We start from the raw sequence: 13,741 nt of genomic DNA, 5'->3' as shown, positions 1-13,741 counted from the left end.
CCCGACGCCTTCGCGAGCAGGCTCGCTCCCACAGGTTATGGTTCAGACCCGGAACTGGCGCAGCAACCCGTTGAGCTGTTCGCTCAGTTGCCCAAGCCGCAGGCTGGCTGCACTCGACTGTTCAGCCGCCAACGCGGTGCTATGGGAAAGCCCGGCCGCCTGGGTCACGTTCTGGTTGATGTCCTCAACCACCTGCGCCTGTTGCAAGGTAGCGCTGGCAATCGACGCATTCAGGTCGTTGAGATTACGCAACGCCTGGCCAATGGCATTAAGGCTCGCCCCGGCCAGTCCCGCCTGTTCGATGGTCAATTGCGAGGCCTTGCTGCTGTCGCCGATCACCTTCACCGCAGCCTCCGAGTGATTCTGCAAACGCTCGATCATCGACTGAATTTCAGCGGTCGATTTCTGCGTACGCTGAGCCAGCAAGCGCACCTCATCGGCGACCACGGCAAACCCGCGACCCTGTTCACCCGCGCGCGCCGCTTCAATCGCCGCGTTCAAGGCCAACAGGTTGGTCTGTTCGGCAATCGAACGAATCACCTCCAGCACGCTGCCAATCTGCGTACTCTCCGCCGCCAGGGTGCGGATCACTTCCACCGCCTGATCGATCGTGCCGGAGAGCTTGTCGATCTGTTGCAGGCTGCCGTCAATGTTGATCTGGCCCTGTTGCGCCTGCGCTTCGGCATCACGCATTTCGGCGGCGGCGTGTTCGGCGTTTTTCGCCACGTCCTGCACGCCGTAGGTGACTTCGTTGATCGCGGTGGCCACCAGTTCCATCTGCTGCGACTGCTGTTGACTGCGCTGCTGCGCCTGCGAGGCATCGTTGCCCAGCTCGCTGGAAGACTGGCCCAAAGCGCTGGCCGACACCTGCAGGTCACCAATCACTCGGCGCAACTTGGCCGTGAACGCATTGAAGTGATGGGCCAGTTCAGTGACCTCGTCCTTGCCGTGGGTATCAAGGCTGCGGGTCAGGTCGCTTTCGCCGCTGGCGATGTTGGCCATCGCATTCACGGTTTCCTGCAACGGACGGACAATGCTGCGTGCGATCAGGATCACCAGCAGCGCCATGATCAGCGCAATCGCCAGGCCGATCGCCGACGCCTTGATCATTTGTCCTTGGAATTCTGCCTGCACATCGTCGACGTAAACGCCGGAACCAATCACCCAGCCCCACGGCTCAAACAGCTTCACATACGAGGTCTTGGCAACGGGATCAGTCGCCCCCGGTTTCGGCCAGCGATAATTGACCATGCCCGCGCCTTTGGCCTTGGCGATGGCGACCATCTCGTTGAACACCGCAAAGCCGTCCGGGTCGCGGATCGCCGAAAGATTCTGGCCTTCGAGCTTGGGATTGGTCGGGTGCATGACCATCACGGGCGTGAGGTCGTTGATCCAGAAGTAGTCGCTCTGGTCGTAGCGCAGGCCACGGATCGCGGTCAGCGCCTGCTTTTGCGCGGCATCCCTGGTCAGGGTGCCGGCGGTTTCCAGGCCGTGGTAATAAGTCAGCAGGCCACTGGCGGTCTGCACCACGTGCTGGGTTTTCTGCGCCTTGGCGTGGTAGAGGTCGTCGTGGATCTGCTTGAGCATCAGCACGCCCAAGGTCAGCAACATGACCACCGCCACGATCAAGATGAGCCACAAGCGTCGGCTGATCGACACACTGCGCAAGCTGTTCATAACGCTGTCACTCCGGATTCTTGTTCTTGTAATAAACGATCGCCAGCATCCAGCCACAGCTGAGTGCCCGGGACTACCATCCAACGCGCAGAGCGCTTTTGAGGCTTGTCTGTTAGGATTTCGGCCCCGCGCGCGAAAACCTGAATCCGGTTTTGATATTTCACGGAATTTTTACCGTTTCGTGTGGATCCTGTGCGCGCGCAATCGCTACAGCTTTTACCGGCTACGCTGGACGCAGTGAACGAAAAAATACTATCGGGGCATGCCCGCGCGCATCGCTCTCTGGGGGATTGATGGATCTTTGGACCGCCTTGCAGGCACTGATTCTAGGAGTTGTAGAAGGGCTGACGGAGTTTTTGCCCATTTCGAGTACCGGACACCAGATCATCGTCGCCGACTTGCTGAACTTCGGCGGCGAACGTGCCATGGCGTTCAACATCATCATCCAGCTCGGCGCGATTCTCGCGGTGGTCTGGGAATTTCGCCGCAAGATCCTCGACGTGGTGATCGGCCTGCCGACCCAGCCGAGCGCCCGGCGTTTCACCGCCAACCTGCTGATCGCCTTTTTGCCCGCCGTGGTACTGGGGGTGATCTTTGCCGATCTGATTCACGAATACCTGTTCAACCCGATCACCGTGGCGGCGGCGCTGGTCATCGGCGGCATCATCATGCTGTGGGCCGAACAGCGCCAACATGAAGTGCATGCCGAAACCGTCGACGAAATCCGCTGGACCGACGCGCTGAAAATCGGCTTCGCGCAATGCCTGGCGATGATTCCGGGCACCTCGCGTTCCGGCTCGACGATCATTGGCGGCTTGCTGTTCGGTCTGTCACGCAAGACCGCCACCGAGTTCTCGTTTTTCCTCGCCATGCCAACCATGGTCGGTGCGGCAGTGTATTCGGGGTACAAATACCGCGACCTGTTCGTGCCGGCTGATTTCCCGGTGTTCGCCATTGGTTTTGTCACCGCGTTCATCTTCGCCATGATCGCTGTGCGCGGCCTGCTCAAGTTCATCGGCAGCCACAGCTATGCAGCCTTTGCCTGGTACAGGATTGCGTTCGGCCTGTTCATTCTGGCGACCTGGCAGTTCGGCTGGGTGGACTGGTCGGCGGCCAAGGCATGAAAGATTCCCGCACGCGCCGCCCTGAGGGACGATCTTCAAGCGGGCGCGTTCAGCATCTGAAATTGAAGCTTGCGGTGTTGCTGATCATCTGCGCGCTGCCGCTGTTCGGCTCGCTGTCGATGTGGCTCAGCGGCATGTCGCGGGTGCCGTTGGCGGCGTACGGGATTGTCAGTGTGCTGGCGTTCTTTCTGTACTGGGCCGACAAACGCAAAGCCCGCGCCGACGCTTGGCGCACGCCGGAAAACATCCTGCATGCGGTTGAACTGGCGGGTGGCTGGCCGGGTGCTTTGATCGCGCAGCAGGTATTCCGGCACAAGACGCGCAAGGTGTGGTTTCAGATTCTGTTCTGGGCGATCGTGCTGTTGCATCAGGTGTTCTGGATTGACCAGATTTTCCTCGGATCGAACTTGCTGTCGCTGATTTAACGTCCACCGAAAATCCCCTGTGGGAGCGAGCCTGCTCGCGAAAGCAATCTCATCCTCGCTGATGAGTCGCCTGACAAACCGCCTTCGCGAGCAGGCTCGCTCCCACAGGATTTGCGTGCTTACAAAAGCAGGCCGATTTGAGTCTTCTTGGGCAACTTGCTCACTACCAGTTGATGGGATCGCTGCAACAAACCCTGCAATTCCTCGGCACCCAGTGGGTAGGGCGGGTGCATGATGATCCACTGCGCCCGTGCCAGATACGGCGCTGGATGAATCCCCGGGCGGTCGCAATGGCCGAGAAACAGGTCCTTGTCGACCTTGAACGCCAGCGAATCCCCACGTAATCCCTGCAAGGCAAACATCTTGTTGCCGGCAATCGAGAACACCCGCACGCCGCCCCATTTGTAATCTTCCCGCGCGCCGGGCAGGGCCAGACAAAACTCGGCAACCTCGGCTTCGCTCATTCTTCCTTGTTTCATAGAAATCTGTCCCCGCAGGCATTGAACGATTCGACCAGGTGATCAATCCATGCGCGCACCGCTGGCATTACCCCGCGCCGGTGTGGATAGACCGCTTGCAGCCAGCCGCCAGGCAATGACCATTCCGGTAGCACTTGCACCAGTGTGCCGTTACGCAATTCGGTTTCGCAGAACATCATCGGCAGCACGGTAAAGCCCTGACCGGCCAGGACGCAGGCCTTGCGCACCACGAAGTCATCAATGCCCAGCCGCGCTTCCATGCTCAGATCGACGCTCTTACCTTGTTGATCCAGCAGGCGCACATGCACCATGCGATCGGCTTCCAGCGCGCCGAGCACCGGCAGGGTTTTCAGGTCCTGCGGATGATTGATGGTCTTGCCTTGCATGAACGCCGGGCTGGCGATCACCACCGCCTGGGCCTGACGCAAGCGGCGGGTGACCAGCAACGGGTCTTCATCTCCGTGATCGCGCACACGCAAAGCGACATCGATGCCTTCGGTGACCAGATCGACCCGGCGATTGAGCAGCACGACCTCCAGCTGCACCTGCGGAAACTTGCCGAGAAAGTCGCTGATCACCGTCGGCAGCATTTCATGGGCAAGCCCGGTCGGGCACGACACCCGCAAGCGCCCGCGCGGTTCGCTGGACATGCTCGCCACCGCTTCGTCAGCCATTTCCGCTTCCAGCAACATCGCCTGACAGTGGCGCAAATACCGTTCGCCAACGGCAGTGAGATTGAGTTGGCGAGTGGTGCGTTGCAGCAGACGCGCGCCGAGGCGCTCTTCCAGTTCGGCAATTCTTCTTGAAAGCCGTGACTTGGGAATACCGAGCAGGCGCCCGGCGGCAGCGAATCCGCCGGCTTCGACCACTTTGGCGAAATAGTAGAGATCGTTAAGGTCCTGCATGCGCTTTCCCAGTCGTTCTATCAATGGGACGAACTATCGCATTGTCGGCGACTAATCAGCTATTGGTTTGTTGCGTAGGATTGTCTCCATTCCGTCGCCGCCGGCGATTCTTTCAGGAGAACCCACATGAAACTGTTGCACATCGATTCGAGCATTCTCGGCGACAACTCGGCTTCCCGTCAGTTGAGCCGTCAAGTCGTCGACGCCTGGCAAGCCGCCGAGCCGAGCGCCGTAGTCACCTACCGCGACCTGGCCGCCGACGCGATCAGCCACTTCTCGTCGACCACACTGGTTGCCGCCGGCACCACCGCCGAACTGCGCGACGCTGCGCAACAGCACGAAGCCGAGCTGAGCGCTTCGACCCTGGCCGAATTCATCGCTGCCGACGCCGTGGTGATTGCCGCGCCGATGTACAACTTCACCGTTCCAACCCAACTGAAAGCGTGGATCGACCGCGTCGCCGTCGCTGGCCAGACGTTCCGCTACACCGAAGCCGGCCCTGAAGGTCTGTGCGGCGGCAAGAAAGTGGTGATCGTGTCGACTTCCGGTGGCATCCACGCCGGTCAGGCCAGCGGCATCGCTCACGAAGAGTATCTGAAGCTGGTACTGGGCTTCCTCGGCATCACCGATATCGAAATCGTCCGCGCTGAAGGTCTGGCCTATGGCGAAGAAGTGCGCAACAACGCCATGAGCGCTGCGCAAGCGAAGATCAGCGAGCAACTGTTCGCCGCCGCATAAGGCTTGCGTAAAGAACAGCTGATGTTCAGGTAATCCCCCAAAAACTCTGTATTCTGGTTCCGCAAGGGCCGAATACGGAGTTTTTTGTTTCTGGCTGTTACATAATCTGGCCCGGGTTATGCAGTTTCAGCACATCCGACGATGTGGTCCGACAGGGTAGGGCATTCATGAGGCATCTTTGTGCACTGTTGCTGATTTGCCTGCTGGGCAGCCTGAATTCAGTGCAGGCCGCACCGGGGCGCCACCCTGTCTGGAGCGTCGGTTATCACGAGATGACCTTTCTCGACCCGCTCGATCTGCAACCGATGCGCGCCATCGCTTTTTACCCGTCCAGTGACCGCGAGCACATGAGCTTGCTTGAGGGCTATTCGGTCGAGGCTGGGGAAGACACCAAAGTCGCGATCGGCCGCTTTCCGATGTTGATGCTGTCCCACGGCAATACCGGCACGCCGTTGGCGCTGCATGACCTGGCGACTTCACTGGCGCGCAAAGGCTTTGTCGTGGTGGCGGTGGTTCATCCCGGCGACAACTGGCGCGACCACAGCCGACTCGGCACGTTGAGCAATCTCTACGGGCGGCCAATCCAGATTTCCCAAGCGATCACCGCGACCCTCGCCGACAACATGCTGGCACCGTTCGTCAACGCTGAACAGGTCGGTGTCATCGGTTATTCGGCCGGTGGCGAGACCGCGTTGATTCTTTCCGGGGCGCAACCGGATCTGGATCGTCTGCGCCGCTATTGCCAGGAACGCCCGGACGATCACGACGCCTGCAACACCCAGGGCGAGCTGATTGTCGATCGCGATGACTTGCAGCCGGTGGCCGATCCACGGGTTCACGCCTTATTGCTCATGGCGCCGCTGAGCCTGAAGTTCGGCCGCCATACCCTCGCCGATGTGCACGTACCGGTGTTGCTCTACAGCGGCGACGGCGACAAATTGGTGGCCTTCGATAAAAACGCTGCGGCCCTGGCGCGCAAACTGCCCACCGCGCCGGACTTCAAACTGCTGGCCGGAGCAGGGCACTTCGTGTTCATGGCGCCGTGCACCGAAGAGCAGATCCGCGCCATGCCTGCGTTGTGCACCGATGCCGACGGGGTAGATCGCGAGGATATACACCGCAACCTGATCTCCGAGGCCGGACGGTTTTTTGCTCATGCACTGGGCAGATCGACACGGGCGGGGATGCAGACGGCGGATCAATAACTCAAACACCGCATTCCCCTGTGGGAGCGAGCCTGCTCGCGAAAGCGGTGAGTCAGCCAGCTCATCTTTCTCTGACACGACGCCTTCGCGAGCAGGCTCGCTCCCACGGGAAACTGAATTGTCTGCTTTCAGGAAAGTGCGCGACGCTTGAGCAACAAGGTCAGGCCCAACCCGGTCACCGACAACAACGCCGCGCTGAAGAAAATCCACGAGTAGCCCAGATTCAACGCCACCGCGCCCATCAATGGCCCGGCAATCGCCAGTGCCAGATCGAAGAACACCGCATAAGCCCCCAACCCTGAACCACGGCTGGAACTCGGCACCTGTTTGATCGCTTCCACCCCCAGCGCCGGATACACCAGTGACAGCCCGAATCCGGCCAGCCCTGCGCCGATCAACGCATACGCAGTGGAGGGCGCCAGCCACAACATCACCAGCCCGACAGTTTCAACCGACATGCAAACGATGGCCGAGGCAAACCCGCCAAACCGGGCAATCGCTGAGATGAACAACAGCCGCGAGAGAATGAAGCACACGCCAAACACGGTCAGGCAGTACGCCGCGCCGGTCCAGCCTCGGTTGAGGTAATAAAGGGTGATGAAGGTGGTCAGCGTGCCGTAGCCGATTGAGGCCAGCGTCAGGCTGGTGCCGTACGGCGCAATCTTGCCGAACACCGCCCAGAACGACAGGCGCTCACCACGAATCACTGGCACCGAAGGCTTGTTGCGGATCAACCACAGCGCACCTGCCGCCAACGCCGACAGCGCGAGGCCAAGGCTGACAAAGCCATATTCGGCAACCATCACCACGCCCAACGGCGCACCAATGGCGATCGCGCCGTAAGAGGCGATGCCGTTCCAGCCGATGGATTTCGCCGTATGCTCGACACCGACCTGACCCATGCACCAACTGATGGTGCCGACGCCGATCAGGCCTTGGGCAATACCAAGCAGCAAGCGCCCGGCAGTAAGGATCAACAGGCTGGTCAGCGGAAAGCTTTGCAGCAAGGTCGACAGCAACGTCAGCGCGCCACTGAGGACGATCCCCCACAAGCCATAAATGATCGCCCGCTTGGTGCCGAGCGTGTCCGACATGCGCCCGGCCATTGGCCGACTGAGCAGGGTGGCGAGGTACTGCGAGCCGATCACCAGGCCGGCAATGATCGCGCTGAAACCCAGTTGCTCATGGACGTAACCGGGCAATACCGCAATCGGCAAACCAATGCAGAGGAAGGCAATGAAGGTGTAGAAAACGATGGAGACGATCTGCAGGGTGATCGCTAGGGAGCTTTGCGGTGGCAGTGGCTGCGCAGACATGAGCACTCGTTCGCGGGCGGCGGTGGGAGAGTTGCCGACATCATGGCGCGGGGCCGGGATAAAAGAAAGCAGGCTAACTACTTCGCCTTAATGATCGTTCCCACGCGGAGCGTGGGAACGATCAATGTGGGAGCGAGCTTGCTCGCGAATATCTGCGCACCCACAATTCCCAAACGCCGAATGCAAAAAGCCCCGTCACAGGGACAGGGCTTTTAACTTGCAGCTTGCAGCTTGAAACTAAAAGCTGCTCTTAGAAAACAACGCCCTGGCTACGCAGGTAGTCGTCATAAGTGCCGCTGAAGTCGGTCACGCCATTCGGGCTCAGCTCGATGATGCGCGTGGCCAGGGACGATACGAACTCACGGTCGTGGCTGACGAAGATCAGCGTGCCCGGGTAGTTTTCCAGCGCCAGGTTCAGCGCCTCGATCGATTCCATGTCCAGGTGGTTGGTCGGTTCGTCCATGATCAGCACGTTCGGCTTTTGCAGGATCAGCTTGCCGAACAGCATGCGACCTTGCTCACCACCGGAGATGACCTTGACCGACTTGAGGATCTCGTCGTTGGAGAACAGCATGCGGCCCAAAGTACCGCGAATCATCTGCTCGCCCTGGGTCCACTGACCCATCCAGTCGAACAGAGTGACGTCGTCTTCGAAGTCGTGAGCGTGGTCCTGAGCGTAGTAGCCCAACTCGGCGGCGTCGGTCCATTTCACGCTACCGGCATCCGGGGTCAGTTCGTTGACCAAGGTGCGTAGCAGGGTGGTCTTGCCGATACCGTTCGGGCCGATGATCGCGACGCGCTCGCCGGCTTCAACCTGGAAGCTGAAGTCCTTGAACAGTGGCTTGCCGTCGAAACCCTTGGCCATTTTCTCGACCATGACCGCCTGACGGTGCAGCTTCTTGTTCTGTTCGAAACGAATGAACGGGCTGACCCGGCTGGAAGGCTTGACCTCGGCCAGCTGGATCTTGTCGATCGCCTTGGCGCGGGAGGTGGCCTGCTTGGCTTTCGAGGCGTTGGCCGAGAAGCGGCTGACGAACGATTGCAGCTCGGAAATCTGCGCTTTCTTCTTGGCGTTGTCCGACAACAGTTGCTCGCGGGACTGGGTCGCCACGGTCATGTACTCGTCGTAGTTGCCCGGGAACAGACGCAGCTCGCCGTAATCCAGGTCAGCCATGTGCGTGCACACGCTGTTCAGGAAGTGACGGTCGTGGGAGATGATGATCATCAGGCTGTTGCGCTGGGTCAGGATGTTTTCCAGCCAGCGAATGGTGTTGATGTCCAGGTGGTTGGTCGGTTCGTCGAGCAACAGCACTTCCGGATCGGAGAACAGTGCCTGCGCCAGCAACACGCGCAGTTTCCAGCCTGGCGAAACTTCGCTCATCGGGCCGAAATGCTGTTCCAGCGGAATGCCCAGACCCAGCAACAATTCGCCGGCACGGGATTCGGCGGTATAGCCGTCCATCTCGGCGAACTCGGTTTCCAGCTCGGCAACGGCCATGCCGTCTTCTTCGGACATTTCAGCCAGCGAGTAGATGCGATCGCGCTCGGCCTTGACCTTCCACAGCTCTTCGTGACCCATGATCACGGTGTCGATCACGGTGAATTCTTCGTAGGCGAACTGATCCTGGCGCAGCTTACCCAGACGCACGTTCGGCTCGAGCATGACCTGGCCACCGGACGGATCGAGATCGCCGCCGAGGATTTTCATGAAGGTCGACTTGCCGCAACCGTTGGCACCGATCAGGCCGTAGCGATTGCCTGCGCCGAATTTGACCGAAACGTTTTCGAACAGCGGCTTGGCGCCAAACTGCATCGTGATGTTAGCTGTGGAGATCAATTACCTTACCTATCAATGGGTTAGAGCTGGTCTGTGGTGCCTGGTACCGGACTTGAATACCAATCTGGAGCTTTTCCAGCTCCCCCCAGTCTGTGCTTGAGTTGAGCCAACGCGCATAAGCCGTCCGCAACTGGGGCCGTTGAAGGCAAGCTGCTGAGCGACGAGTACGGGGTTCTTGTTGGACATTGGCGCGCATTGTCGCATAACTCAGACGGCAGTTATATGGCAGGCAAACGGGCGTACGCATCGGCTCGTCCGAGAAGTCACCGATATCCGCTGATCAAAATCTCGAAAACCCGAATGAACTCACTCGGCCATTTTCACTTCGGAAAGGGGAGCAGTAGCCATTTTCGTTCAAACGAGTGAGGACCAAGCCATGCGAGCAATGACCTATCACGGCGCCCATGACGTGCGCGTCGAAACCGTACCGGACCCGAAACTTGAAGCCGCCGACGACATCATCCTGCGCGTCACCGCTACCGCCATCTGCGGATCGGACCTGCACCTGTACCGAGGCAAAATACCCACCGTCGAGCACGGCGATATCTTTGGCCATGAGTTCATGGGCATCGTCGAAGAAACCGGGCCAGCCGTTACGGCGGTGCAGCGCGGCGACCGTGTGGTGATTCCGTTCGTGATCGCCTGCGGCGATTGCTTCTTCTGTCAGCAAGAGCTTTACGCCGCCTGCGAGACCACCAATGAAGGTCCCGGCGCGGCGCTGAACAAGAAAATGATTCCGCCGCCAGCAGCGCTGTTTGGCTACAGCCGTCTGTATGGCGGAATTCCCGGTGGCCAGGCGGAGCTGGTGCGAGTACCGAAAGCCAATACCGGCCCGTTCAAGGTGCCGGGCACGCTGTCGGACGAGAAAGTGCTGTTTCTGTCTGACATCCTACCGACTGCCTGGCAAGCCGTGATCAACGCCGGGGTCAAACAGGGTTCGAGTCTGGCCATTTACGGCGCCGGCCCGGTCGGGTTGCTCACCGCAGCCTGCGCGAGAATGCTCGGTGCGGAGCTGATCTTCATGGTCGACCATCACCAGTACCGCCTCGATTATGCCCAGCGCACCTACGGCGTGATTCCGATCAACTTCGATGAGGACGATGACCCCGCCGACACCATTACCAGCCAGACTCCCGGCCATCGCGGCGTCGATGCCGTGGTCGATGCCGTGGGCCTTGAAGCCAAGGGCAGCACCACCGAAACGGTGATGGCTACACTCAAGCTTGAAGGCAGCAGCGGCAAGGCTTTGCGCCAGTGCATCGCCGCCGTCCGGCGCGGTGGTGTGGTCAGCGTTCCGGGGGTGTATGCCGGGTTTATCCATGGCTTTATGTTCGGCGACGCTTTTGACAAGGGCCTGACCTTCAAAATGGGCCAGACTCACGTACAGCGTTTTCTGCCGGAGCTGCTTGGCTACATCGAAACCGGCAGGTTGCAGCCCGAAGCGATCATCACCCACAGGCTGTCGCTGGAGCAGGCGGCCGAGGGCTACAAGATCTTCAATAAGAAGCAGGAAGAATGCCGCAAGGTGATTCTAACCCCGGGTGGCAGCGATGTTCCGCTGGCGCAGCTGGATGAAACCACGCCGTTCGCACCGGCCACCTGAAATTGAGGAGTTTTCATGGCGCTACCGTCATCTTCGTTCGCCGCCCCCGTGCGCGCATGGCTCGTCAGCCTTTCGCGTACGGGCTGGGGAGGGCGCATTTTCTGGCTGACCCTGGTCGGTGTAACCGTGTTGTTGCTGATCAGCGGCTACACCGGTTTGGTCAGTACCGGCCGCGACACGCTACGCCTCGCGACTCTCGGCGGGCTGTCGGGTTTTGCCGCCACGGCAATCGGTGCGTTGCTGGCCCTGGCGTTGCGCGCGATTACTTCGCGAACTCAAGACACCATGCTCGGTTTCGCGGCGGGGATGATGCTGGCAGCCAGTTCCTTTTCACTGATCCTGCCGGGCATTGCGGCGGCGAAGGAGGCGTTGAGCAGTCCCATGCTCGCCGCTGCCGTCGTTGTGGCCGGTATGGCTTTAGGCGTGGCGTTGATGGTCGGCCTCGACCGTTTCGTTCCCCACGAACATGAAAAGAGCGGCCGGCGCGGCCCGGAAGCCAAGCGCTTCAATCGGGTCTGGCTGTTCGTGCTGGCGATCACCCTGCACAACCTGCCGGAAGGCATGGCGATCGGCGTCAGCTTCGCCACCGGCGACATGAAAATCGGCTTGCCGCTGACCACTGCGATCGCCATTCAGGACATTCCAGAAGGACTGGCTGTGGCGTTGGCGCTGCGGGTGACCGGCATTTCTGCAGTGCGTGCGGCATTGATTGCCGCCGCTTCAGGATTGATGGAGCCGTTGGGCGCGATCATCGGTTTGGGCATCACCAACAGCTTCGCGCTGGGCTTCCCGGTGGCGATGGGCCTGGCTGCGGGTGCGATGATCTTCGTGGTATCCCACGAAGTGATTCCGGAAACTCACCGCAACGGCCACGAAACACCGGCCACGCTCGGGCTCATGCTCGGCTTCGGCGTGATGATGTTTCTCGACACGGCTTTGGGTTAGCCAACCGGCGCACACCACTGAGCGCATCGCCCCGCACAAAAAAGGAATTTTTTTCAGCGCCAATCACTCTTTCGTTTATAGGCAATGCCAATAACGCAGGGGAATGAGTCATGTCGCTGATCGAAATCCCGACCAGGAAGTCTTCGGGTAAAACATTCACGCCGGCGGATACCGAGCGCCGGCTCTATGACCGATTGCTGGCGGAAGACTCCACGGTTGATCGTGCGGCACTGGACTTTCTGCGCCGGCAACTGAGCAAGGCGGCTGCGCTGTCTGACGATTTGCCGGCCAGCGCCGAAGACCTGCTGCAATGGTCGGAAACCCGCTGCGCCAGCGTGGCGGCCGAGTACGCCGATTACCTCGAGCAACGTCAGCAGGGCGCACCGCGCCGCTATTTCCGCAACAAATCCCACGCGTTGTATTTCATTCTGCATGTGGCACCGACCAAAGAGGTCGATGGCGCCTGGCTGGCCGGGCTGTTGCCGCAGTGGCAGGACCCGCGTTTCGACGATTTGCTCGATACCTATCTGGAAGAGCTGGGCGAGGGCGTGCCACGGCAGAATCATGTGGTGATCTATCGCAAGCTGCTCGCCGAGCATGACTGCTCCGATCTGAGCCGTCTTGCCGACGAGTATTTTCTGCAAGGCGCGGTGCAGTTGGCGCTGGGACGCTTCGGCGGGCAGTTTCTGCCAGAAGTCATCGGCTTCAACCTCGGCTATGAACAACTGCCGCTGCACTTATTGATCAGTGCTTATGAGCTGGCGGAACTGGGCATCGATCCGCATTATTTCCGCCTGCATGTGACCATCGACAACGCCAGTACCGGGCACGCGCGCAAGGCTGTGCAATCAATGCTCGAACTGATGCCGCTGGGTGAAGAGCGCGATGAGTTCTATCGGCGCATGGCTGTCGGTTATCGCCTCAATGACATTGGCAAGGGCACAACCGCCGTGATCACAGAGTTCGATCTGGACCACGAAGTCATCGCCATGCTTGAGCGCAAGGCTGTGTTTGGCCGGCACATGCATTCCGATTACTGCCGCATCGAAAACCGCACCATCAATCAATGGCTGGCCACGCCGGGGCAAATGGGCGAGTTTCTTTCGGCGCTGGAGCGCAAGAGCTGGATCAAGCGCGGCGAGGCGGTGGAAGAAAGTCGCTTCTGGCGGTTGATCGACGGTAGCGATGCGGCCATGTTCGGTGTGTTCAACGGCTATGAAAAACAGCTGCTGCGCGACTGGATCACTCAGGATTGCCCGGCCTCGCGGCCTCGGCCTTATGTGCGCCGCGAAGCTGCGGTAGAGGAAACCTTTGACGATGATGCCGATCTGCTCAATCTGGAAGCGGCACTGGCTGACAAACCTGCCGCCGAGCAAATGGCGTTGTTGATGCCTTGGCTGCAACCGCAGCGACACTGGCGCCCGGCCGGACTTTTCGCGACGCGTCGCTTCATCCAACTGCGCGCCCGCTTGCGTTGAAACAAGGAG

Annotated in this window: 12 protein-coding genes; 7 read left to right on the top strand and 5 right to left on the bottom strand. The window is 60.0% G+C overall.

Annotation, left to right across the window (positions count from 1 at the left end):
- Positions 1–42 precede the first annotated feature (42 nt).
- Positions 43–1,677: a methyl-accepting chemotaxis protein gene (locus JWU58_RS13820; RefSeq protein WP_206420303.1), complete on the bottom strand. Its 1,635-nt coding sequence runs from the start codon at positions 1,675–1,677 to the stop codon at positions 43–45.
- A 293-nt stretch (positions 1,678–1,970) separates the two neighbouring features.
- Between JWU58_RS13820 and JWU58_RS13815 the strand changes: the two genes are divergently transcribed.
- The gene (locus JWU58_RS13815) at positions 1,971–2,801 is read left to right on the top strand and encodes an undecaprenyl-diphosphate phosphatase (RefSeq protein ID WP_016774688.1); all 831 of its coding nucleotides are present in this window, start codon (positions 1,971–1,973) and stop codon (positions 2,799–2,801) included.
- Positions 2,798–3,226, top strand: a complete 429-nt coding sequence (locus JWU58_RS13810; RefSeq protein WP_206420302.1) for a DUF1294 domain-containing protein — start codon at positions 2,798–2,800, stop codon at positions 3,224–3,226. The genes JWU58_RS13815 and JWU58_RS13810 overlap by 4 nt, the downstream gene beginning before the upstream one ends.
- A gap of 119 nt (positions 3,227–3,345) precedes the next feature.
- Here the strand turns inward: JWU58_RS13810 and JWU58_RS13805 are convergent, their stop codons facing one another.
- Both JWU58_RS13805 and JWU58_RS13800 read right to left on the bottom strand, forming a co-directional pair.
- Complete coding sequence (locus JWU58_RS13805) at positions 3,346–3,705, bottom strand: MmcQ/YjbR family DNA-binding protein (RefSeq protein WP_016774690.1); 360 nt, start codon at positions 3,703–3,705, stop codon at positions 3,346–3,348.
- Positions 3,702–4,610: a LysR substrate-binding domain-containing protein gene (locus JWU58_RS13800; protein ID WP_071172406.1), complete on the bottom strand. Its 909-nt coding sequence runs from the start codon at positions 4,608–4,610 to the stop codon at positions 3,702–3,704. The genes JWU58_RS13805 and JWU58_RS13800 overlap by 4 nt, the downstream gene beginning before the upstream one ends.
- Before the next feature lie 126 nt (positions 4,611–4,736).
- Between JWU58_RS13800 and JWU58_RS13795 the strand changes: the two genes are divergently transcribed.
- Together JWU58_RS13795 and JWU58_RS13790 are read left to right on the top strand one after the other, a co-directional pair.
- Positions 4,737–5,348 (top strand): FMN-dependent NADH-azoreductase, encoded by a 612-nt coding sequence (locus JWU58_RS13795; protein ID WP_016774691.1) that lies wholly within the window; start codon positions 4,737–4,739, stop codon positions 5,346–5,348.
- A 167-nt stretch (positions 5,349–5,515) separates the two neighbouring features.
- Positions 5,516–6,553 carry an alpha/beta hydrolase family protein gene (locus JWU58_RS13790; RefSeq protein WP_206420301.1) on the top strand — a complete coding sequence of 346 codons (1,038 nt, stop codon included), beginning with the start codon at positions 5,516–5,518 and terminating at the stop codon, positions 6,551–6,553.
- Between the two features lie 128 nt (positions 6,554–6,681).
- Here JWU58_RS13790 and JWU58_RS13785 read toward each other — a convergent pair whose 3' ends face one another.
- Together JWU58_RS13785 and JWU58_RS13780 are read right to left on the bottom strand one after the other, a co-directional pair.
- On the bottom strand, positions 6,682–7,869 hold the full coding sequence (locus JWU58_RS13785; protein ID WP_206420300.1) for an MFS transporter: 1,188 nt from the start codon (positions 7,867–7,869) through the stop codon (positions 6,682–6,684).
- A gap of 250 nt (positions 7,870–8,119) precedes the next feature.
- Complete coding sequence (locus tag JWU58_RS13780) at positions 8,120–9,706, bottom strand: ABC-F family ATPase (RefSeq protein ID WP_016774693.1); 1,587 nt, start codon at positions 9,704–9,706, stop codon at positions 8,120–8,122.
- A gap of 376 nt (positions 9,707–10,082) precedes the next feature.
- Between JWU58_RS13780 and JWU58_RS13775 the strand changes: the two genes are divergently transcribed.
- The 3 genes from JWU58_RS13775 (at position 10,083) to JWU58_RS13765 (ending at position 13,732) form a co-directional block, all read left to right on the top strand.
- Complete coding sequence (locus JWU58_RS13775) at positions 10,083–11,309, top strand: zinc-dependent alcohol dehydrogenase (RefSeq protein WP_206420299.1); 1,227 nt, start codon at positions 10,083–10,085, stop codon at positions 11,307–11,309.
- A 15-nt stretch (positions 11,310–11,324) separates the two neighbouring features.
- Entirely contained in the window at positions 11,325–12,254 is a 930-nt protein-coding gene (locus JWU58_RS13770; RefSeq protein ID WP_206420298.1) for a ZIP family metal transporter, read from the top strand.
- 110 nt (positions 12,255–12,364) lie between these two features.
- On the top strand, positions 12,365–13,732 hold the full coding sequence (locus tag JWU58_RS13765; RefSeq protein ID WP_206420297.1) for an iron-containing redox enzyme family protein: 1,368 nt from the start codon (positions 12,365–12,367) through the stop codon (positions 13,730–13,732).
- Positions 13,733–13,741 lie beyond the last annotated feature (9 nt).

Source organism: Pseudomonas atacamensis (assembly GCF_017167965.1).
GTDB classification, from domain to species: Bacteria; Pseudomonadota; Gammaproteobacteria; order Pseudomonadales; family Pseudomonadaceae; genus Aquipseudomonas; species Aquipseudomonas atacamensis.
The sequence above is the reverse complement of the archived record's forward strand: the minus strand, read 5'-3'. Positions and strand labels throughout refer to the sequence as shown.

Bases quoted from the DNA above. Each gene is read 5' to 3' on its own strand.
- JWU58_RS13820 (WP_206420303.1), bottom strand. From the start codon at position 1,677: ATGAACAGCTTGCGCAGTGTGTCGATCAGCCGACGCTTGTGGCTCATC.
- JWU58_RS13805 (WP_016774690.1), bottom strand. From the start codon at position 3,705: ATGAAACAAGGAAGAATGAGCGAAGCCGAGGTTGCCGAGTTTTGTCTG.
- JWU58_RS13815 (WP_016774688.1), top strand. From the start codon at position 1,971: ATGGATCTTTGGACCGCCTTGCAGGCACTGATTCTAGGAGTTGTAGAA.
- JWU58_RS13775 (WP_206420299.1), top strand. From the start codon at position 10,083: ATGCGAGCAATGACCTATCACGGCGCCCATGACGTGCGCGTCGAAACC.
- JWU58_RS13790 (WP_206420301.1), top strand. From the start codon at position 5,516: ATGAGGCATCTTTGTGCACTGTTGCTGATTTGCCTGCTGGGCAGCCTG.
- JWU58_RS13770 (WP_206420298.1), top strand. From the start codon at position 11,325: ATGGCGCTACCGTCATCTTCGTTCGCCGCCCCCGTGCGCGCATGGCTC.
- JWU58_RS13765 (WP_206420297.1), top strand. From the start codon at position 12,365: ATGTCGCTGATCGAAATCCCGACCAGGAAGTCTTCGGGTAAAACATTC.
- JWU58_RS13785 (WP_206420300.1), bottom strand. From the start codon at position 7,869: ATGTCTGCGCAGCCACTGCCACCGCAAAGCTCCCTAGCGATCACCCTG.
- JWU58_RS13810 (WP_206420302.1), top strand. From the start codon at position 2,798: ATGAAAGATTCCCGCACGCGCCGCCCTGAGGGACGATCTTCAAGCGGG.
- JWU58_RS13795 (WP_016774691.1), top strand. From the start codon at position 4,737: ATGAAACTGTTGCACATCGATTCGAGCATTCTCGGCGACAACTCGGCT.
- JWU58_RS13800 (WP_071172406.1), bottom strand. From the start codon at position 4,610: ATGCAGGACCTTAACGATCTCTACTATTTCGCCAAAGTGGTCGAAGCC.